Source organism: Bauldia sp. (assembly GCF_965232525.1).
In the GTDB taxonomy this organism is placed as follows: Bacteria; Pseudomonadota; Alphaproteobacteria; order Rhizobiales; family Kaistiaceae; genus Bauldia.
Map to the genome: position 1 here is coordinate 3,508,435 of NZ_OZ246980.1, position 19,202 is coordinate 3,527,636.

Consider the following 19,202-nt stretch of genomic DNA (forward strand, 5'->3'; position numbering starts at 1 on the left):
ACGAAGTCGGATTCTACATTAATTCGGCAGCCACAAGGCAAAGGGCGGTAGCACGGGGAGACCATGACAGTAATGGAACAGCGACTGGATCGTGTGATCGACGAAGCGATCGCCGGAAACCGAATCGTCGGGACAGTCACACTGGTGGCGCAGAACGGCGCGACCACCTACGCACGCGCAGCCGGCATGGCGGACCGCGAGGCCGGCCGCGCCATGGAAACCGATGCGATTTTCCGGCTGGCATCGCTCACGAAACCGATGGTCGCCGCAACGGCGCTCGCCTTGATTGATCGCGGCACGTTCACCCTTGACCAGCGCGCCACCGACTGGCTGCCAGACTTCCAGCCAAGGCTTCTCGATGGCTTCACCCCGGACATCACCATCCAACAGCTTCTCACCCACACCGCCGGTCTTGGTTATGCGAGTGACGATCCTGGCGATCCCTACCGCGACGCCAATGTGTCGAACGGTATCGATCAGCCCGGCCTCAGCATGGAGGAGGAACTGCGCCGTATCGTGTCGGTACCCCTTTATTTCGAGCCGGGGTCGGCCTGGCGCTACTCAGTCGCGATCGATGTGCTGGGCGCAATGATCGCCAAGGCAACCAACGGATCGTTGGGCGACGCAGTTGCCGGACTGATGACCGGTCCGTTGTCGATGCCCGACACCGGTTTCTTCATCACCGACAAGGCCCGGCTTGCGGCGCCTTACGCCGATGCCCCCGGCGGGCCGGTATTGATGGCCGACCCCCACACCATCACCGAAGGACTGGGAGAAGGCCGTGTGTTCTCGCCATCCCGCGCATTCCGTCCGGATTCCTTCCAGTCCGGTGGCGCGGGCATGGTCGGCACCGCTGGTGACTTCCTGCGCTTCCTCGAAGCCATCCGAACCGGCGGCGCACCAATCCTCAAGACCGAGACGGTCGATACCGCCCTCCAGAACCACGTTGGCATGTTCAGGGACGAAGAAGCACCCGGTGAAGGGTTCGGCTACCTGTCAGCGATTGCCACCGATCCGGACCGAGCCAATGCACCCTATACACCCGGAACGGCGCGATGGGGCGGCCTCTACGGCCATAGCTGGTTTATCGATCGCACCGCCGGTCTGTCCGTCGTCAGCTTGACCAATACCGCAGTCGAGGGCTGTATGGGGCAGTTTCCGGACGACATCGCTTCGGCCGTCTACGGATGACACAGAACCTTCGCGTTGGGAGCTAGCAAAGCGCAACAAGGAAAGATAGGCGACAACGCGGCTATCGTGGCGGCAGCGCCTTGACGTCGGCATGGATCGCGACACCGTGGACCGCGTCGGCGGTCTCGTCGGTTCTCAGCCCCTTCACCTGATAGGCGTGCCCGTCAGAGCCGTAGGCCTTTACGGGGTAGCGTACGTCATCCGTGTCGAACGCCTTGATGTCCAGGACTTCGCCCTGTTGATCGAGCGCCTTGATGTCGATGAGCGTTCCGTCGCTCGCGATGGCCTGGACGTCAAGCAATGTGCCGTCGACGGCGATCGCCTTGACCGCACGGCGTCCCCCGTCCGCCGCGATGACCTTTACCGGGATCTCGTCTCCATCGATCACCGCCTTGATGCGAAGAATGCTCAGGTCACCGTCATCCGGAGCGAGTGCCTTGATCGGAAATTGGTTACCGTCCGCGTCGATAGCCCAGATCGACAACAGAGTCTCGCCAGCGTGGTCGTAAGCCTTGACGTGCCAGACCTCGTCCGCCGCGGCAACCGATGCCAACACCAACGCTGCGGCAAACACGAACGACTTCAGGGTCATTGACCGTCTCCCGTCGAACACACGGGTGACGGCTTAGGCCATGATTTTCTCAGGTTCAACTGAGCGGCGTGGTCAGGCTGCGGCTTCGACTTCTGGAGTTGCCTCCTGGCTGGCTTCGTGCCGAGCGCGGTCGTCAGCGCCCTTGGCTTCCGTATCGCGATCGACGAACTCGATCACCGCGACCGGCGCGTTGTCGCCGTACCGGAACCCTGCCTTCAGAACACGGGTGTAGCCGCCGTTGCGCTCCTTGTAACGCGGACCCAGCGTTTCAAAGAGCTTCTTCACCGAACCAAGATCGCGGAGTTGAGCGATTGCCTGGCGCCGGGCATGGAGATCGCCACGCTTCGCCAACGTAACCAGTTTCTCCACCACCGGCCGGAGGTCCTTGGCTTTCGGCAGGGTTGTAACGATCTGCTCGTGCTTGATCAGCGACGCCGCCATGTTGGCGAACATTGCCTTGCGGTGGCTCGAAGTCCGGCTCAGTTTCCGGCCCGATTTACGATGGCGCATGGCCCTCTCCTAAACGACGTGTCGCGTCGTCAATAGTGGTCTTCGTAACGCTTGGCCAGTTCGTCGATATTCTCCGGCGGCCAATTGGTGACTTCCATGCCGAGATGCAGCCCCATCTGAGCGAGCACTTCCTTGATCTCGTTCAGCGACTTCCGCCCAAAGTTCGGGGTCCGTAGCATCTCCGCTTCGGTCTTCTGGATCAGGTCGCCAATATAGACGATGTTGTCGTTCTTCAGGCAGTTCGCCGACCGCACCGAAAGCTCCAACTCGTCCACCTTCTTGAGCAGCGCCGGGTTGAAGGCAAGCTCCGGAATGGCGACTTCCTGGACCTCCTTCTCCGGCTCCTCGAAGTTGACGAAAATGGATAACTGGTCCTGGAGAATGCGGGCTGCGTAGGCGACCGCGTCGTCGGCCCGGATCGACCCATCGGTCTCGACCGTTAAGGTCAGCTTGTCATAATCAAGCACCTGCCCTTCACGGGTATTCTCGACCCGGTAGGAGACCTTCTTGACGGGCGAGTAGAGGCTGTCGACCGGGATCAGCCCGATCGGCGCGTCCTCGGGGCGGTTGCGGTCGGCGGTGACGTATCCCTTGCCGGTATCGACCGTGAACTCCATCCGGATCTCGACGCCCTCGTCGAGGGTGCACAGCGCGTGCTCCGGATTGAGGATCTCGATATCCGAAACCGTCTGGATGTCGCCGGCGGTGACTACCCCCGGGCCTTGCTTACGCACGACCATCCGCTTCGGTCCCTCGCCTTGCATCTTCAAGGCGATTTCCTTGATGTTCAGAACGACGTCGGTGACGTCCTCGCGCACACCGGCGATCGACGAGAATTCATGGAGCACTCCGTCGATTTGAACGGCCTTGACCGCGGCGCCCTGAAGCGACGACAGGAGGACACGGCGAAGTGCGTTGCCAAGCGTCAGGCCGAAACCGCGCTCCAGCGGCTCAGCTACGACCGTAGCAAAGCGCTGCGCGTCGGCGCCCGGGTTGATGTCGAGCTTGTTCGGCTTGATCAACTCTTGCCAGTTCTTCTGGATCATGAGCCTCGTCCTTTCTTCTTGGGCCGCCCGGGAGGAAGGCGGCGCCTCGGCCGGTGGGGCGGGCCGAGCCGAGCGTGTACGTTCGTAGTCCGGTGGCCTAAACGCGACGGCGCTTCCGGGGCCGGCAGCCGTTGTGGGCTATCGGCGTCACGTCGCGGATCGACGTGATGGTGAATCCGGCCGACTGCAGCGCGCGAAGCGCCGACTCGCGCCCAGAACCGGGTCCGGATACTTCGACCTCAAGCGTCTTCACGCCGTGCTCGGCCGCCTTGCGTCCTGCATCCTCAGCGGCCATCTGTGCCGCGTAAGGAGTCGATTTCCGCGACCCTTTGAAACCCATCAGTCCGGCCGACGACCACGAGATGGCATTACCCTGCGCATCGGTAATCGTGATCATCGTATTGTTGAAGCTGGAATTCACATGCGCGACCCCGGAGGTGATGTTCTTCCGTTCGCGGCGGCGCACACGTGTTGCATCCTTCGCCATTTCTTGTCCTTCGTTCGGTCCCGCAGATAGCGGGCATCAAATCGCCGGTTTGCCACCGGCGTCGGGTTCACAAGGACGCTGCATCAGGCAGCGCCGGGATTCACTTCTTCTTGCCGGCAATCGGCTTCGCCGGCCCCTTGCGGGTCCGCGCGTTGGTGTGTGTCCGCTGACCGCGCACCGGTAAACCGCGCCGATGCCGCAGACCCCGGTAACAACCGAGGTCCATCAGCCGCTTGATGTTCATCGCCACTTCGCGGCGCAGATCGCCTTCGACCATGTATTCGCGGTCGATGGTCTCGCGGATTTGCATCACCTCGGCGTCGGTCAGTTCATTGACCCGGCGGCTTTCGGGGATGCTGACCTTATCGACGACTTCCTTGGCTTTCGTCGGACCGATCCCGTGAATGTACTGAAGCGCAATCACAACGCGCTTGTTGGTCGGTATGTTGATCCCTGCGATACGGGCCACGCCGCTTCTCCTTCCGTCGACGACCGCACCGGGCCGCCGCTCTTAACTCTTCCGTTGGGTAATCGGTCCACGCGAAAAACGGGCCGGCTCACCAATTTCTGGTCCACCGACGCCGTTTGTCTGCTGCTATACAGAATTCGTGCCGGTAAATAGCTATTCGGCGGCGTTTCGTCAACGTCCGCCGGGTGTTCTCAAGCCTCCACCAAGGGGCGAAGGTGGGCGTCGATCAGCGCCGTCACCTCGTCCATTGTCCCCATTCCGTTGACGCGCCTCAGCATGCCCTTGGCGCCATAGTGCTCGGAGACCGGCGCGGTTTGCTTGCGATAGACCTCAAGCCGCTTGGCGGTCGCGTCATCGTCGCCGCGGCTGCCGCCCATCTCCTTGGCACGCGTGGCAATCCGCTTGATCAGCTCTTGCTCGTCAACGGCAATTTCGACGACAGCGTCCAGGCTTATGCCACGACTCTCCAGTAGTTTGTCGAGAGCCTCAGCCTGCGCCACGGTCCGCGGAAAGCCGTCGAGAATGAAGCCTCTGGCGGTGTCCGGCTGGTCGATGCGCTCCGCAATGATTTCGACCATGATGTCGTCAGGCACCAACTCGCCGCGATCCATGATCGCCTTGGCCCGCAGGCCGATGTCGGTCCCGGCTGCGGCAGCGGCGCGCAGCATGTCGCCGGTCGACAGCTGGGGGATCCCATACTTGTCAACCAGCCGCTGGGCCTGCGTGCCCTTCCCCGCCCCCGGCGGGCCGAGCAGGATCAGCTTCATCGCGTTCGCCCTCGCAACTTCGCCTTCTTCACGAGACCCTCGTACTGATGCGCCAGCAGATGTCCCTGGACCTGCGCAACCGTGTCCATTGTCACGCTCACCACGATGAGCAACGACGTTCCGCCGAAGTAGAACGGCACGGCCGTGTAGCTGATCAGGAACTCCGGAAGCAGACAGACGATCACCAGATAGATCGCTCCAACCACGGTGATGCGGGTCAGCACGAAGTCGATGTACTCCGCCGTCTTGGCGCCAGGGCGGATGCCTGGGATGAATCCGCCGTGCTTTTTAAGGTTGTCGGCTGTGTCGCCGGGATTGAACACGATCGCAGTGTAGAAGAATGCGAAGAACGCGATCAGCCCGGCGTAGAACAACATGTAGAGCGGCTGGCCGTGACCGAGCATCGCGGTCACCGTGTTCATCCATGAAGGCCCACCGGTGCCCGAGAAGTTGGCGAGCGTCACCGGCAGCAGCAGCAGCGACGACGCGAAGATCGGCGGGATCACGCCGGCCGTGTTCAGCTTCAGCGGCAGGTGCGAGGAATCACCCTGGAACATGCGGTTGCCAACTTGCCGCTTGGGGTACTGGATCAGCAACCGGCGCTGGGCCCGCTCGACGAACACGATGAAGGCGATCACGACGATGACCATCACCGCCACGAACAGGATCAGCGCGGTTGACAGCGCCCCTTCCCGACCGAGTTGGAGGGTTCCGACCAGGGCCGATGGCAGCTCTGCAATAATGCCGGCGAAAATGATCAGCGAAATTCCGTTACCGATGCCCCGGCTGGTGATCTGCTCGCCGAGCCACATCAGGAAGATTGTGCCACCCGTCAGTGTGACGACTGTGGTGAACCGGAAGAAGACGCCTGGATCGATGACGATATTGGCCCCACCTTCGAGACCCACGGCGATGCCGTAGGACTGGAGCACCGCAAGCAGGACCGTCCCGTAGCGGGTGTACTGGTTGATGACCTTCCGGCCCTGCTCGCCTTCCTTCTTGAGCTGCTCGAGCGTCGGCACGACCGACGTCAGCAGTTGGATGATAATCGACGCGGAGATATACGGCATGATGCCGAGGGCGAAGATGGCCATCCGGCCGACCGCACCACCGGCGAACATGTTGAACATTCCGATCAGACCGCTGGCGTTTGCGTCGAACGCCTGAGCAAGCGCCTCCGGGTTGATGCCCGGCAGTGGAATGTAGGTACCGAGGCGATAGATCAGCAGCGCGCCAAGGGTGAACCAAATCCTCTTTTTCAGCGCTTCCGCCTTGGCGAACGCGCCGAAATTCAGATTGGCTGCGAGTTGTTCTGCTGCTGACGCCATCGAAACTCCTCCGGCCTATTCGGCCGCGTTGGCCTCCGCCCCGAGGATCTTCACCGAGCCGCCCGCTTTCTCGACTGCCGCAACCGCGGCCTTCGACGCCCCGGCGATCTCAAAAGTCACTGACGCCTTGAGCTCACCGTTGGCGAGCAACCGCACGCCATCACGCTCACGGCGTACGACGCCTGCGGTCTTCAGAACCTCGACGGTGACCGGCTGTCCCGCGTCCAGCTTACCGGCGTCAATCGCCTGCTGAATGCGGCCGAGGCCGACCTCATTGAAGTTCTTGGAGAAGATGTTTGTGAAGCCGCGCTTGGGCAGGCGGCGATGAAGTGGCATCTGCCCGCCTTCAAAGCCCTTGATGGCTACACCTGAGCGCGATTTCTGTCCCTTGACGCCGCGACCGGCGGTCTTGCCCTTGCCGGAACCGATGCCGCGCCCGACTCGGACGCGGCTCTTGGTAGCCCCGTAGTTATCGGCGATGTCGTTGAGTTTCATCGCTCAGCGCCCTTCCTCTACGACGCGCACAAGGTGGCTGACCTTAGCGATCATGCCACGGACCGCCGGCGTATCCGGCAATGTGCGGCGCCGATGCATCTTGTTCAAGCCCAGTCCGACCAGTGTCGCCCGTTGTTCCTTCGGGCGGCGGATCGGGCTACCGATCTGTTCGACGGTGACGGTTTTCTCGGCCATGACCTGTTTCCCCTAGGCCTCGACCGTTTCCGGGTCGACATCACGACGCCGCGCCTGCAGCGTCGACACCTTCATGCCGCGCCGGGCGGCAACGCTCCGCGGACTGTCTTCCTTTTTCAACGCCTCGAATGTCGCCCTGACCATGTTGTACGGATTGGACGATCCGAACGACTTGGCGACGACGTCCTGAACGCCGAGTGTCTCGAACACGGCGCGCATCGGGCCACCGGCAATGATCCCGGTGCCGGGCGGTGCCGCGCGGCACACCACCTTGCCGGCGCCGTGACGGCCGGTCACATCATGGTGAAGCGTGCGTCCCTCGCGCAGCGGCACCCGCAACATCGACCGTTTCGCCGAGTCGGTCGCCTTGCGGATCGCCTCGGGCACCTCGCGCGCCTTGCCGTGACCGAAGCCGACCCGGCCCTTCTGGTCGCCGACGACGACTAGCGCCGCAAAGCCAAAGCGCCGCCCGCCTTTGACGACCTTAGCGACCCGGTTGATATGCACGAGCTTGTCGACGAACTCGCTGTCGCGATCGTCTCGGTCTCGGCTGCGTTCGCGCTCTCTTGCCATACTTCGCGTTCCGTTGGTCCGATATTGTTGTCCCGGTCGGGTCGTTCAACCCGCCGTCAGAAACTCAGTCCGCCCTCACGGGCTCCTTCGGCCAACGCCTTCACGCGACCGTGATAAAGATAGCGGCCGCGATCGAACACGACCTCCTCAACGCCCGCCGCCTTGGCCCGCTCAGCGATTAGCTTGCCGACCTCGCCAGCGGCCTCGGTATCGGCGCCCGTCTTCAGCTTTTCCCGCAGTGCCTTGTCCAGCGACGAGGCGGCAGCCAACGTCCGGCCCTCATGATCGTCGATAATCTGGGCATAGATATGCTTCGACGACCGGAAAATCGACAGACGCGACCGGCCCTTGGCGTGCGCCCGGATGGCGCGACGGACACGGGCGGCGCGGCGTTCGGTGGTGGATTTTGCCATAACGACGCTCGCTACTTCTTCTTGCCTTCCTTGCGGTGGATGTGCTCCTCCGCGTATTTGATTCCCTTGCCCTTGTAGGGCTCGGGCTTGCGGAACTGCCGGATCTCCGCGGCGATCTGGCCGACGCGCTGCTTGTCGATACCGGATACGACGATTTCCGTCGGCTTCGGCGTCGCGATCTTGATGCCATCCGGGATCGGGAACAGCACATCGTGGCTGTAGCCGACGTTGAGCTGCAGGTTGGAGCCCTGGATCGCGGCCCGATAGCCGACGCCGTTAATCTCGAGCTTGCGTTCGAAACCCTTGGTAACGCCTTCCACCAGGTTGGCAACCATGGTGCGCGACATGCCCCAGGCCGCGCGAGACTTCTTGGTCTCGTCGCGCGGTGCGACCGTGATCTGGCCCTCGTCCATAGCCAACGTGACATCGTCGGTCGCAACGAAAGCGAGTTCGCCTTTCGGACCCTTGACCGAAACGGTCTGGCCGTCGATCGACGCGGTCACGTCCTTCGGAACTTCGATCGGTTTCTTGCCAATACGCGACATTTTCTTGTTCCCTCACCCGGTCTTCATCAGAAGACGCGGCAAAGTACCTCGCCACCGACGTTCTGTTCGCGAGCGTCGGAATCCGACAGCACGCCCTTCGGCGTCGACAGGATCGATACGCCAAGGCCGTTCGCCACCCGCGGGATCGTCCCGACGGACGAGTACACCCGCCGGCCAGGCCGCGATACCCGCTCGATCTCGCGGATGACGGGCTGGCCGTCGTAGTATTTCAGTTCGATCTGCAGTTCGGTGCGGCCATCCTGCTCAAGGCTAGAATAGCCGCGGATATAGCCTTCGCTCTGCAGCACATTGAGAACACGCTCGCGCAGCTTCGAGCCCGGGGTCGACACCTGGGTCTTCTTCCGCATCTGCGCATTGCGGATGCGGGTCAGCATATCGCCGAGCGGATCGGAAATGGTCATCGCGTTCGCTCTCCTCGTCCTACCAGCTCGACTTCACCAGGCCGGGAATCTTGCCCTGGGCGCCCAGTTCACGGAGCGCAATCCGCGACAGCTTGAGCTTGCGGTAGTAGCCGCGCGGGCGGCCGGATACTTCGCAGCGGTTGCGAATCCGCACCGGCGAAGAATTGCGGGGCAGTTCAGCAAGCTTCATGCGCGCCTGGAACCGCTCCTCGAGCGACAGGCTTTCGTCCTTGGCGATACTCTTCAGCTCCGCACGCTTCTCAGCGTAGCGGGCCGACAGGCGGCGCCGTTTCTTGTTTCTCTCGATCGCGCTGGTCTTTGCCATCTGGCTATCCCTATTGGCGGAACGGAAATTCGAAGGCTTTGAGCAAGGCACGCGCCTCGTCGTCCGTCTCCGCCGTTGTGCAAACGATGACGTCCATCCCCCAGATCTGATCGACCTGGTCGTAGTTGATCTCGGGAAAGACGATGTGCTCCTTGATGCCCATGGCATAGTTGCCGCGGCCGTCGAAGCTCTTCGGATTCAGTCCCCGGAAGTCCCGGACCCGTGGAAGTGCCACGGTCACAAGCCGGTCGAGGAACTCGTACATCCGGTTCTTGCGAAGTGTCACCTTGCCGCCGATCGGCATGCCCTCGCGCAGCTTGAAGCTCGCGATCGACTTGCGCGATCGGGTGACCGCCGGCTTCTGCCCGGCAATCATGCCCAGATCGGACAACGCCGACTGAACCTTCTTGGAATCCGCCACCGCTTCGCCGACGCCCATATTGAGGACGATCTTGTCGACCCGTGGCACCTGCATCGGGTTCTTGTAGCCGAAGGATTCAACCAAGCCCGGACGCACCGTGTCCCGATAGTGTTTCTTGAGCCGTGGCTCGTACTGCGCCTCAGCCATCGATCAGTTCTCCAGTGCGGCGCGAAAAGCGCTCTTTGGCGCCGTCCTTGTTGAAGCGAAACCCAACCTTGGTCGGCTTGCCGTCACTCGGATCGGCAACCGCAACGTTTGACAGGTCGACCGGCATTTCCTTGGCGACGATTCCCGCCTGCTGGCTCGGCGTCTGCCGTTGGTGGCGGCGGGAAATATTGATGCCGCGAACGATGACGCGATTATCGGCGGGCAGGACGCGAACGACATCGCCGGTCTTGCCCTTGTCCTTGCCGGCAAGGACGACGACCTTGTCGCCTTTCTTGATCCGGGCGGCCATCAGAGTACCTCCGGGGCGAGCGAAATGATCTTCATGTGATTGCGAGCCCGCAATTCGCGTGGCACCGGGCCGAAGATACGCGTACCGACCGGCTCCTGCTGGTTGTTGACGAGCACCGCGGCATTGCGGTCGAAGCGGATGACACTTCCGTCGCCGCGGCGGATATCCTTTGCCGTGCGAACCACGACGGCTTTCATGACGTCGCCTTTCTTCACGCGGCCGCGCGGCGCAGCTTCCTTCACCGACACGACGATGATGTCGCCGACCGAAGCATATTTGCGCTTCGAGCCACCGAGCACCTTGATGCACATGACGCGGCGGGCACCGGAATTGTCCGCTACGTCGAGATTGGTTTGCATCTGGATCATTGCAACACCGGCGCAGGCCGTCCCCTTACTTCGCGTCGGTCGCCGCGCCCGAAAGCACGACCCAGCGCTTGTGTTTCGAAATCGGTGCGCCCTCTTCGATCATCACCACGTCGCCGATCTTGTGCGCATTGTCGGCATCGTGGGCCTGATACTTCTTCGAACGCCGGACGGTCTTCTTAAGCAGCGGATGCGTGAACCGCCGCTCGACGCGGACCACGACCGTCTTGTCGTTCTTGTCGCTGACGACAGTGCCTTGGAGGACGCGTTTGGGCATGATCTTGGTCTTCAGCCTTCGTTCTTCGTCGCCGTTTCGGCGCTAATGGACATAAGCCGGGCGATGTCGCGGCGAACCTGCCGAACCCGGGCGGTATTCTCGAGCTGTCCGGTCGCCCGCTGGAAGCGCAGGTTGAACTGCTCCTTCTTCAGCTTGGCGAGCTCGTCAGCCCGCTGGTCTTCGGTCAACAGCCGTACTTCCGACGCCTTCATCGCCTGTCCCTCTCGTCAGTCCGCGATCCGCTGAACGAACCGGGTGCGCACCGGCAGCTTGGCGGCGCCCAGACGCAGGGCCTCGCGCGCCAGTTCCGGCGCAACCCCGTCGACCTCGAACATGATGCGTCCCGGCTTGACCCGGCACACCCAAAGCTCCGGCGAACCCTTACCCTTACCCATCCGGACTTCGGTCGGCTTCTTGGAGACCGGCACGTCCGGGAAGATGCGAATCCAGATACGGCCAGCACGCTTCATATGGCGAGTGATCGCCCGCCGCGCAGCCTCGATCTGGCGCGCGGTGATGCGCTCCGGCTCGAGCGCCTTGATCCCGTAGGAACCGAAGGTCAGATCGGTCCCCGAGGTGGCACGGCCGTGGATGCGGCCCTTGTGCTGCTTGCGGTATTTGGTGCGAGTCGGCTGTAGCATCTGACGTGTCCTTCGGGCTAGGCCGGCTCGCGACGGCGGCTGGTCGGCTCAGAGCCCTCGACCTGCTTGCGCTCCGACGCCATCGGGTCGTGTTCCATGATCTCGCCCTTGAAGATCCAGACCTTGACCCCGCAGGTGCCGTACGCGGTGTGGGCGGTCGCTGTACCGAAATCGATGTCGGCGCGTAGCGTGTGCAGCGGCACCCGACCTTCCCGGTACCATTCCATCCGGGCAATTTCTGCACCGCCGAGGCGGCCGCCGCAGGAGATCCGAATACCCTCGGCGCCCAGGCGCATTGCCGACTGAACCGCCCGCTTCATCGCCCGCCGGAACGCCACCCGTCGCTCAAGCTGCTGGGCGATCGACTGGGCCACCAGCGTCGCATCGATTTCCGGCTTGCGGACCTCGACGATATTGATGTGGACCTCCGAGTCGGTCATCGCCGCGACCTTCTTGCGCAGCTTCTCGATGTCTGCGCCCTTCTTGCCGATGACGATGCCCGGTCGCGCAGAGTGAATCGTGACCCGGCATTTCCTGTGCGGACGCTCGATGACGATCTTCGACACCGCCGCCTGCTTGAGGTCCTTCATCAGGGCGTCGCGCACCTGCATATCCTCGTGCAGGAGCTGACCGTACTCGCCTTTGTTCGCGAACCAGCGCGAGTCCCAGGTGCGGTTGATGCCGAGGCGCAGCCCGACCGGATTGACCTTCTGTCCCATCAGGCGGGCTCCTCGACTTCACGAACGACGATCGTCAGGTTCGAAAAACGCTTGCGGATTCGGCCGACGCGACCGCGACCGCGCGGTGTCCACCGCTTCATCATCAGAGCTGGACCGACATGCGCCTCGGCAACCACCAGCGAGTCAACATCGAGTTGGTGATTGTTCTCCGCGTTGGCGATCGCCGACTCCAGCGTCTTCTTCACGTCCTGCGCGATCCGTTTGCGGCTGAAGGTCAGATCGGCCAGCGCAGCCGACACCTTCTTGCCGCGGATCGAGCTGGCGACCAGGTTCAGCTTCTGTGACGAAATGTGTATGCGCTGCGTCTTGGCCAGGGCCTCGTTGTCGGCCAGCACGCGCTCGCGCTTCGGCTTGCCCATCAGGACCTCCTCGCCTTCTTGTCGGCGGCGTGGCCGTAGTAGGTCCGCGTCGGCGCGAACTCGCCGAACTTGTGGCCGACCATATCCTCGCTGACCAGCACGGGGATGTGCTTGGTGCCGTTATGAACGCCGAAGGTCAGGCCGACGAACTGCGGCAGGATCGTCGACCGACGGCTCCAGGTCTTGATAACGGCACCCGGGCGGGCCTTCTCGGCCTTGCGCAACAGGTAGCCGTCGACGAACGGACCTTTCCAGACTGAACGAGCCACTTTCCTACTTCCTGCCTTTGCGCGCGTGACGGCTGCGCGCGATGAACTTGTCGGTGCGCTTGTTGTTGCGCGTCTTCTTGCCCTTGGTCGGCACGCCCCAGGGCGTCACCGGATGACGGCCGCCTGACGACTTACCCTCGCCACCACCATGCGGGTGATCGATCGGGTTCTTGGCGACACCGCGGACATGGGGACGGCGACCGAGCCAGCGGTTACGTCCAGCCTTGCCGATGTTGATGTTGCCATGGTCAGAGTTTGAGACCGCGCCAACCGTGGCGAAGCAGTTCTGGTTGACCAGCCGCTGCTCACCTGAATTCAGCCGAAGGATCGCGTAGCCCTGATCCCGCCCGACATACTGGGCGTAGGTCCCGGCCGACCGAGCAATCTGGCCGCCGGCACCGATTTTCATCTCGACATTGTGGACGATGGTGCCGACCGGCATTGAAACCAGCGGCATCGCGTTGCCGGGTTTGACGTCCGCCTGACGCGAAGCAATCACCGTGTCGCCGACGGCGAGCCGCTGCGGCGCGAGGATATAGCTGAGTTCGTCGTCCGCATAGCGGATGAGCGCGATAAACGCAGTCCGGTTCGGATCGTATTCGATCCGCTCGACGGTCGCGGGGATATCGAGCTTGCGACGCTTGAAGTCGACCCGCCGGTACGCCTGCTTGTGACCGCCGCCGCGATAGCGGACCGTGACGCGGCCCTTGTTGTTGCGGCCACCTTTCGACGACTTGCCTTCGACCAGGCCCTTGACCGGCTTGCCCTTGTAGAGGTTCGACCGGTCGACCAGCACGAGCTGGCGCTGACCTGGGGTCGTTGGCTTGAACGTTTTGAGTGCCATCGGTAAAGCCTCACAAACCCGTCGTGACGTCGACCGAGTGCCCTTCCTCAAGGGTCACGATCGCGCGCTTGGTATCGATCTGCCGGCCGGCGACGCCACGGAACCGCTTAGCCTTGCCCTTGCGGATCAGGGTGTTGACGGTCTTGACTTTCACCTTGAACAGGGTCTCGACCGCCTGCTTGATCTGCGGCTTGGTCGCGTCCTTGGTGACAATGAACACGAGCTTGTTGTGTTCAGAAGCCGCGGTCGACTTCTCGGTGATCACCGGGCTGCGAATGACATCGTAATGGCCGAGGTTCATTTGAAACGCTCCGTCAGGGCCTCGACCGCGGCCTTGGTCAGCACTAGGGTGTCGCGCCGCATAATGTCGTAGACGTTGATCCCCTGGATCGGCAGCACGTCGATCTCAGGGATGTTGCGCGCCGCGAGGCGGAAGTTGTCATCGACGGCAGCCCCATCGACGATCAGCGCGTTCGACAAACCGAGCCCGGCGAGGCTCGCCGCGAGGCCCTTGGTCTTCGGCTCGGCGACGCTCGCCTCGGACAAGACGACGATCTTTTCGTCGCGAGCCTTGTCGGACAGGGCGTGTTTCAGAGCCAGAGCGCGCACCTTCTTCGGCAGATCGTAAGCGTGGCTGCGTGACAGCGGTCCGAACGCCTTGCCGCCGCCTCGGAACTGCGGTGCCGCCTTGTTGCCGTGGCGGGCACGACCGGTGCCCTTCTGCTTATAGGCCTTAGCCGAGGTCATGCGGATCTCGCCGCGGCGCTTGGTCTGATGCGTACCCGCCTGGCGTTTGGCAAGCTGCCAGCGGACCGTGCGCTGCAGAATGTCGGCGCGCGGCTCGAGACCGAAGATCTCCTCCGGCAGCTTCACCTCGCCACCGGCCGAGCCGTCGAGCGCGGTTACCTTGACGTCCATCACTCGACTTCCTTCGTCTCGGCTTCAGCGGGCGCGGCCGTTTCGGCCGCTTCCGGTGCCGAAGTCTCCGCCGGAGCGTCGGCTTTTACGTCTTCGGCCGCAGGTGCGCCATTGGTCCGGAACGCGCCGGGCGTCGGCGCGCCTTCCGGCAACGGCCGCTTCACGGCGTCACGAACGAGGATCCAGCCGCCCTTAGCACCGGGCACCGCGCCCTCGACCAGGATCAAACCCCGCTCGACATCGGTCCGCACGATCTTCAGGTTCTGAGTGGTGACCCGCTCGTCGCCCATGTGACCGGCCATCTTCTTGCCCTTGAACACCTTGCCGGGGTCCTGGCGCTGGCCGGTCGAACCATGGCTGCGGTGACTGATCGAGTTACCGTGGGTCGCCCGTCCGCCACCGAAATTGTGGCGCTTCATGACGCCCTGGAACCCCTTGCCTTTGGAGGTTCCGGTGACGTCGACAAACTGCCCCGCAACGAAATGGTCGGCGGTTAGCTCGGCACCGATTTCGATCAGGTTTTCCGGGCTCACCCGAAACTCCACCATCTTCCGCTTAGGCTCGACCGAGGCCTTGGCAAAATGGCCGCGAAGCGCCTTCGGCGTATTCTTGACCTTGCGCAGGCCGACGCCGAGCTGCAGCGCGGTGTAGCCGTTCTTCTCTTCAGTTCTCTGCGCAACCACTTGGCAATTGTCGAGCTTGAGCACCGTCACCGGCACTTGCTCGCCCGCGTCGGTAAAGACGCGAGTCATGCCAACCTTCTGCGCAATCACTCCCGAACGCATCGCGTTTCGCCCCTTAGAGCTTGATCTCGACGTCGACGCCGGCCGCGAGGTCGAGCTTCATCAAAGCATCAACCGTCTGCGGGGTCGGATCGACGATGTCGAGGAGCCGCTTGTGAGTCCGCATCTCGAACTGCTCGCGGCTCTTCTTGTCGATATGCGGCGACCGGTTGACCGTGAACTTCTCGATCCGGGTCGGCAGCGGCACCGGCCCGCGCACGCGCGCGCCGGTCCGCTTGGCGGTATTGACGATCTCGCGGGTCGACGCATCGAGGATACGATGGTCGAACGCCTTGAGCCGGATGCGGATGTTCTGGCCGTTCATGATCTTGCTAAGACAGAAAGACGACGGGACAGGCGCCGGTGCGGCGATTGCTGTCCGTGACCTTTGACCTGTCCCTCTCTCCTATCTCTCTGTCTCTTGCCAATCGGCTCGGTTACTCGACGATCTTGGTCACCACGCCGGAACCAACGGTGCGACCGCCTTCGCGGATAGCGAAGCGAAGGCGCTCTTCCATCGCGATCGGCACGATGAGATCGACGTCGATGGCAACGTTGTCACCGGGCATCACCATCTCGGTGCCTTCCGGCAATGTCACCACACCAGTCACGTCCGTGGTCCGGAAGTAGAACTGCGGCCGGTAGTTGGTGAAGAATGGTGTGTGACGACCGCCCTCCTCCTTGGTGAGGATGTAAGCCTCTGCCTTGAACTTGGTGTGCGGCGTCACGGAGCCCGGCTTGCACAGCACCTGACCGCGCTCGACGCCGTCTCGGTCGATACCGCGCAGCAGCGCACCGATGTTGTCGCCGGCCTCGCCCTGGTCGAGCAGCTTGCGGAACATCTCCACGCCAGTGACGACCGTCTTCGACGTGTCGCGGATACCGACGATCTCCACCTCGTCGCCGACATTGACGACGCCACGCTCGACACGGCCGGTCACCACGGTGCCCCGACCGGAGATCGAGAAGACGTCCTCGATCGGCATCAGGAACGGCTGGTCGACTGGACGCTCCGGCTGCGGAATGTAGCTGTCGACTTCTTCCATCAACTTGAGGACGGCCTTCTTGCCGATCTCCTCGTTGGTGTCTTCCAGCGCCGCGAGCGCCGAACCACGGACGATCGGAATGTCGTCGCCGGGGAAGTCGTAGCTCGACAGCAACTCGCGCACTTCGAGCTCGACGAGGTCGAGAAGCTCCTCGTCGTCGACCTGATCGACCTTGTTGAGGAATACGACCAGCGCCGGCACGCCGACCTGACGGGCAAGCAAGATGTGCTCACGAGTCTGAGGCATCGGGCCGTCGGCCGAGCTGACGACGAGGATCGCCCCATCCATCTGGGCAGCGCCGGTGATCATGTTCTTGACGTAGTCGGCGTGACCGGGGCAATCGACGTGAGCGTAGTGCCGGTTAGCCGTCTCGTATTCGACGTGAGCGGTGTTGATCGTGATGCCGCGCGCCTTCTCTTCGGGCGCCGCGTCGATCGATTCGTAATCCTTGAACTCCGCCTGACCGGCTTCGGCCAACACCTTGGTGATCGCCGCCGTCAGCGTCGTCTTGCCATGATCGACATGGCCGATCGTCCCAATGTTGCAGTGCGGCTTATTCCGCTCGAATTTCTCTTTGGCCATCGGGGCTCTCCGTCTTTCCTTAGGTCTTTCTATGCTGGCTGCAGTCGGTTCAGGCGAACTTCGCCTGGACCTCCTGGGCCACTGCCTGGGGGACTTGCTCGTAGTGATCGAACTGCATGGTGTACTGGGCTCGACCCTGGCTCATCGAGCGCAGCGTGTTGACGTAACCGAACATATTGGCCAGCGGCACCATGGCGTTCACCACCTGGGCGTTGCCGCGGGTGTCAGTCCCGGCAATCTGGCCACGACGCGAATTGATGTCGCCGATGACCGAGCCGAGATACTCTTCCGGCGTCACCACTTCGATCTTCATGATCGGCTCGAGCAGCACCGAACCGGCCTTTTGCAAGGCCTCGCGGAAACCGGCCCGGGAGGCGATCTCGAAGGCCAATGCCGACGAGTCGACATCGTGCGACGCACCATCGACAAGCTGGACATTCACATCGACGACCGGGAACCCGGCGACAACGCCGGAGGTCAGGACCGACTGGAGACCTTTCTCGACGCCCGGAATGAACTCCTTCGGCACCGCACCACCCACGATCTTGGAATCGAAGGTATAGCCGCCCCCCTGACCAGCGGGCTCTACATCAAGCTTCACCCGCGCGAACTGGCCTGAGCCACCGCTCTGCTTCTTGTGGGTGTAGTCGATCGTCGCCGGTTTCGTGATCGTCTCGCGATAGGCGACCTGCGGCGCGCCAACGCTTACGTCGACCTTGTGGGTCCGCTTGAGGATGTCCACCTTCACGTCGAGATGCAACTCGCCCATCCCCTTGAGGATGGTCTGACCGCTCTCAGGATCGGTCGACACGCGGAACGAGGGATCCTCGGCGGCAAGTCGCGACAGCGCGACACCGAGCTTCTCCTGGTCACCCTTGGTCTTTGGTTCCACCGCGATCTCGATAACCGGATCCGGAAACTCCATCTTCTCCAGGATCACCGGGTGCTGCGGATCGCATAACGTATCACCCGTGCGGGTCTCCTTGAGACCGGCAAGCGCGATGATATCGCCCGCATAGGCTTCCTTGATGTCCTCGCGGCTGTTCGCATGCATAAGCAACATCCGCCCGACGCGTTCCTTGCGCTCGCGCGGCGAATTGAGAATCTGTTGCCCGGCGGCGACCTTGCCAGAGTAAATCCGACAAAAGGTCAGCGAGCCGACGAAAGGATCGTCCATGATCTTGAACGCCAAGATCGACAACGGCGCGCCGTCCGAAGACTCGCGCACCATCTCCTCGCCGTTGTCAGGATCGACGCCCTTGATCGCCGGCACGTCGAGCGGCGACGGCAGGTAGTCGACCACTGCATCAAGAAGCGTCTGTACACCCTTGTTCTTAAACGCCGAACCGGCCAGAACGGGGAAGAACGCGCCGGTGACAACGGCCTTACGGATAAGGCGCTTCAGCGTGGCCTCGTCCGGCTCCTGGCCTTCGAAGAAGGCCGCCATGGCATCGTCGTCAAGCTCGACCGCCGCCTCAACCAGCGCATTGCGATACTCCTGCGCCTGTTCTCTCAGGTCGGCCGGAATTTCGATGTCTTCGTAGTTCGCGCCCAGCGCCTCGTCGTTCCAGACAACGCCGACCATGCGGACGAGATCGATCACGCCCTTGAAGTCGGCTTCGGCTCCGATCGGCAATTGAATTGCAACCGGCCGCGCGCCGAGGCGCTTCGTGATGTCGTCGAGACACTTGAAGAAGTCGGCGCCGGTTTTGTCCATTTTGTTGGCGAAGACGATGCGGGGTACGCGATACTTGTCCCCCTGGCGCCAAACCGTTTCGGTCTGCGGCTCGACACCCTGGTTGGAGTCGAGCACGCATACAGCACCGTCGAGCACCCGCAGCGAACGCTCGACTTCGATCGTGAAGTCGACGTGGCCAGGGGTGTCGATGATGTTCAGGCGCTTGCCCTGCCACTCGGCGGTCGTCGCCGCCGAGGTGATCGTGATGCCGCGCTCCTGCTCCTGCTCCATCCAGTCCATGGTCGCGGCGCCGTCGTGGACTTCGCCGATTTTATGGCTCTTTCCGGTGTAGTAGAGGATCCGCTCGGTCGTCGTCGTCTTGCCGGCATCGATGTGCGCCATGATGCCGAAGTTGCGGTAGTCCTCGATTTTCGTCGTGCGCGACATGATCTTGCGGCCTCTAGC

The 19,202-nt window shown here is 62.6% G+C and carries 31 protein-coding genes; 1 reads left to right on the forward strand and 30 read right to left on the reverse strand.

Going from position 1 to position 19,202, the window contains the following annotated elements; all coding sequences use genetic code 11:
- Positions 1-72: 72 nt before the first annotated feature.
- Positions 73-1,191 (forward strand): serine hydrolase domain-containing protein, encoded by a 1,119-nt coding sequence (locus ACO076_RS16620; RefSeq protein ID WP_421723940.1) that lies wholly within the window; start codon positions 73-75, stop codon positions 1,189-1,191.
- 61 nt (positions 1,192-1,252) lie between these two features.
- Here ACO076_RS16620 and ACO076_RS16625 read toward each other — a convergent pair whose 3' ends face one another.
- The 30 genes from ACO076_RS16625 to fusA form a co-directional block, all read right to left on the reverse strand.
- Positions 1,253-1,783, reverse strand: coding sequence for a DUF7486 family protein (locus tag ACO076_RS16625; RefSeq protein ID WP_421723941.1), 531 nt, complete (start codon positions 1,781-1,783; stop codon positions 1,253-1,255).
- 72 nt (positions 1,784-1,855) lie between these two features.
- Positions 1,856-2,293 carry a 50S ribosomal protein L17 gene (gene rplQ / locus ACO076_RS16630; protein ID WP_421723942.1) on the reverse strand — a complete coding sequence of 146 codons (438 nt, stop codon included), beginning with the start codon at positions 2,291-2,293 and terminating at the stop codon, positions 1,856-1,858.
- A 29-nt stretch (positions 2,294-2,322) separates the two neighbouring features.
- Positions 2,323-3,339, reverse strand: coding sequence for a DNA-directed RNA polymerase subunit alpha (locus tag ACO076_RS16635; protein ID WP_421723943.1), 1,017 nt, complete (start codon positions 3,337-3,339; stop codon positions 2,323-2,325).
- A gap of 97 nt (positions 3,340-3,436) precedes the next feature.
- Entirely contained in the window at positions 3,437-3,826 is a 390-nt protein-coding gene (gene rpsK, locus ACO076_RS16640) for a 30S ribosomal protein S11 (protein ID WP_421723944.1), read from the reverse strand.
- Positions 3,827-3,926: 100 nt separating this feature from the next.
- Positions 3,927-4,295 (reverse strand): 30S ribosomal protein S13, encoded by a 369-nt coding sequence (rpsM, locus tag ACO076_RS16645; RefSeq protein WP_421723945.1) that lies wholly within the window; start codon positions 4,293-4,295, stop codon positions 3,927-3,929.
- Positions 4,296-4,486: 191 nt separating this feature from the next.
- Positions 4,487-5,062 (reverse strand): adenylate kinase, encoded by a 576-nt coding sequence (locus tag ACO076_RS16650; protein WP_421723946.1) that lies wholly within the window; start codon positions 5,060-5,062, stop codon positions 4,487-4,489.
- Entirely contained in the window at positions 5,059-6,390 is a 1,332-nt protein-coding gene (gene secY / locus ACO076_RS16655) for a preprotein translocase subunit SecY (RefSeq protein WP_421723947.1), read from the reverse strand. The genes ACO076_RS16650 and secY overlap by 4 nt, the downstream gene beginning before the upstream one ends.
- 15 nt (positions 6,391-6,405) lie before the next feature.
- Positions 6,406-6,885: a 50S ribosomal protein L15 gene (rplO, locus tag ACO076_RS16660; protein ID WP_421723948.1), complete on the reverse strand. Its 480-nt coding sequence runs from the start codon at positions 6,883-6,885 to the stop codon at positions 6,406-6,408.
- Positions 6,886-6,888: 3 nt separating this feature from the next.
- A complete protein-coding gene (gene rpmD, locus ACO076_RS16665) occupies positions 6,889-7,080 on the reverse strand; it encodes a 50S ribosomal protein L30 (RefSeq protein ID WP_421723949.1) in 192 nt (63 codons plus the stop codon).
- Positions 7,081-7,092: 12 nt separating this feature from the next.
- Positions 7,093-7,653, reverse strand: a complete 561-nt coding sequence (gene rpsE / locus ACO076_RS16670) for a 30S ribosomal protein S5 (protein WP_421723950.1) — start codon at positions 7,651-7,653, stop codon at positions 7,093-7,095.
- Between the two features lie 56 nt (positions 7,654-7,709).
- A complete protein-coding gene (gene rplR / locus ACO076_RS16675) occupies positions 7,710-8,066 on the reverse strand; it encodes a 50S ribosomal protein L18 (protein WP_421723951.1) in 357 nt (118 codons plus the stop codon).
- A gap of 11 nt (positions 8,067-8,077) precedes the next feature.
- Positions 8,078-8,611 carry a 50S ribosomal protein L6 gene (gene rplF / locus ACO076_RS16680; protein ID WP_421723952.1) on the reverse strand — a complete coding sequence of 178 codons (534 nt, stop codon included), beginning with the start codon at positions 8,609-8,611 and terminating at the stop codon, positions 8,078-8,080.
- Between the two features lie 26 nt (positions 8,612-8,637).
- Positions 8,638-9,033 (reverse strand): 30S ribosomal protein S8, encoded by a 396-nt coding sequence (rpsH, locus tag ACO076_RS16685; RefSeq protein WP_421723953.1) that lies wholly within the window; start codon positions 9,031-9,033, stop codon positions 8,638-8,640.
- Positions 9,034-9,052: 19 nt separating this feature from the next.
- Positions 9,053-9,358, reverse strand: coding sequence for a 30S ribosomal protein S14 (rpsN, locus tag ACO076_RS16690; protein ID WP_421723954.1), 306 nt, complete (start codon positions 9,356-9,358; stop codon positions 9,053-9,055).
- Between the two features lie 10 nt (positions 9,359-9,368).
- Positions 9,369-9,926: a 50S ribosomal protein L5 gene (gene rplE, locus ACO076_RS16695; protein WP_421723955.1), complete on the reverse strand. Its 558-nt coding sequence runs from the start codon at positions 9,924-9,926 to the stop codon at positions 9,369-9,371.
- Positions 9,919-10,236 carry a 50S ribosomal protein L24 gene (gene rplX / locus ACO076_RS16700; RefSeq protein ID WP_421723956.1) on the reverse strand — a complete coding sequence of 106 codons (318 nt, stop codon included), beginning with the start codon at positions 10,234-10,236 and terminating at the stop codon, positions 9,919-9,921. The genes rplE and rplX overlap by 8 nt, the downstream gene beginning before the upstream one ends.
- The gene (gene rplN, locus ACO076_RS16705; RefSeq protein WP_421723957.1) at positions 10,236-10,604 is read right to left on the reverse strand and encodes a 50S ribosomal protein L14; all 369 of its coding nucleotides are present in this window, start codon (positions 10,602-10,604) and stop codon (positions 10,236-10,238) included. Before rplN ends, rplX begins: the two co-directional genes overlap by 1 nt.
- 25 nt (positions 10,605-10,629) lie before the next feature.
- On the reverse strand, positions 10,630-10,878 hold the full coding sequence (gene rpsQ / locus ACO076_RS16710) for a 30S ribosomal protein S17 (RefSeq protein WP_421723958.1): 249 nt from the start codon (positions 10,876-10,878) through the stop codon (positions 10,630-10,632).
- Positions 10,879-10,889: 11 nt separating this feature from the next.
- The gene (rpmC, locus tag ACO076_RS16715) at positions 10,890-11,090 is read right to left on the reverse strand and encodes a 50S ribosomal protein L29 (RefSeq protein ID WP_421723959.1); all 201 of its coding nucleotides are present in this window, start codon (positions 11,088-11,090) and stop codon (positions 10,890-10,892) included.
- Between the two features lie 15 nt (positions 11,091-11,105).
- Complete coding sequence (rplP, locus tag ACO076_RS16720) at positions 11,106-11,519, reverse strand: 50S ribosomal protein L16 (protein ID WP_421723960.1); 414 nt, start codon at positions 11,517-11,519, stop codon at positions 11,106-11,108.
- Positions 11,520-11,536: 17 nt separating this feature from the next.
- Positions 11,537-12,238: a 30S ribosomal protein S3 gene (rpsC, locus tag ACO076_RS16725; protein WP_421723961.1), complete on the reverse strand. Its 702-nt coding sequence runs from the start codon at positions 12,236-12,238 to the stop codon at positions 11,537-11,539.
- A complete protein-coding gene (gene rplV / locus ACO076_RS16730) occupies positions 12,238-12,618 on the reverse strand; it encodes a 50S ribosomal protein L22 (protein WP_421723962.1) in 381 nt (126 codons plus the stop codon). Before rplV ends, rpsC begins: the two co-directional genes overlap by 1 nt.
- Positions 12,618-12,887, reverse strand: a complete 270-nt coding sequence (rpsS, locus tag ACO076_RS16735; protein WP_421723963.1) for a 30S ribosomal protein S19 — start codon at positions 12,885-12,887, stop codon at positions 12,618-12,620. Before rpsS ends, rplV begins: the two co-directional genes overlap by 1 nt.
- A 4-nt stretch (positions 12,888-12,891) precedes the next feature.
- Positions 12,892-13,731, reverse strand: a complete 840-nt coding sequence (gene rplB / locus ACO076_RS16740) for a 50S ribosomal protein L2 (protein WP_421723964.1) — start codon at positions 13,729-13,731, stop codon at positions 12,892-12,894.
- Between the two features lie 10 nt (positions 13,732-13,741).
- Positions 13,742-14,032 (reverse strand): 50S ribosomal protein L23, encoded by a 291-nt coding sequence (locus tag ACO076_RS16745; protein ID WP_421723965.1) that lies wholly within the window; start codon positions 14,030-14,032, stop codon positions 13,742-13,744.
- Positions 14,029-14,649 carry a 50S ribosomal protein L4 gene (rplD, locus tag ACO076_RS16750; RefSeq protein WP_421723966.1) on the reverse strand — a complete coding sequence of 207 codons (621 nt, stop codon included), beginning with the start codon at positions 14,647-14,649 and terminating at the stop codon, positions 14,029-14,031. The genes ACO076_RS16745 and rplD overlap by 4 nt, the downstream gene beginning before the upstream one ends.
- Positions 14,649-15,434 carry a 50S ribosomal protein L3 gene (gene rplC, locus ACO076_RS16755; protein WP_421723967.1) on the reverse strand — a complete coding sequence of 262 codons (786 nt, stop codon included), beginning with the start codon at positions 15,432-15,434 and terminating at the stop codon, positions 14,649-14,651. The genes rplD and rplC overlap by 1 nt, the downstream gene beginning before the upstream one ends.
- A gap of 13 nt (positions 15,435-15,447) precedes the next feature.
- Entirely contained in the window at positions 15,448-15,756 is a 309-nt protein-coding gene (gene rpsJ / locus ACO076_RS16760; RefSeq protein WP_090875625.1) for a 30S ribosomal protein S10, read from the reverse strand.
- Between the two features lie 112 nt (positions 15,757-15,868).
- Positions 15,869-17,059 carry an elongation factor Tu gene (gene tuf, locus ACO076_RS16765; RefSeq protein WP_421723968.1) on the reverse strand — a complete coding sequence of 397 codons (1,191 nt, stop codon included), beginning with the start codon at positions 17,057-17,059 and terminating at the stop codon, positions 15,869-15,871.
- A gap of 49 nt (positions 17,060-17,108) precedes the next feature.
- The gene (gene fusA / locus ACO076_RS16770; RefSeq protein ID WP_421723969.1) at positions 17,109-19,184 is read right to left on the reverse strand and encodes an elongation factor G; all 2,076 of its coding nucleotides are present in this window, start codon (positions 19,182-19,184) and stop codon (positions 17,109-17,111) included.
- Between the last annotated feature and the right edge of the window lie 18 nt (positions 19,185-19,202).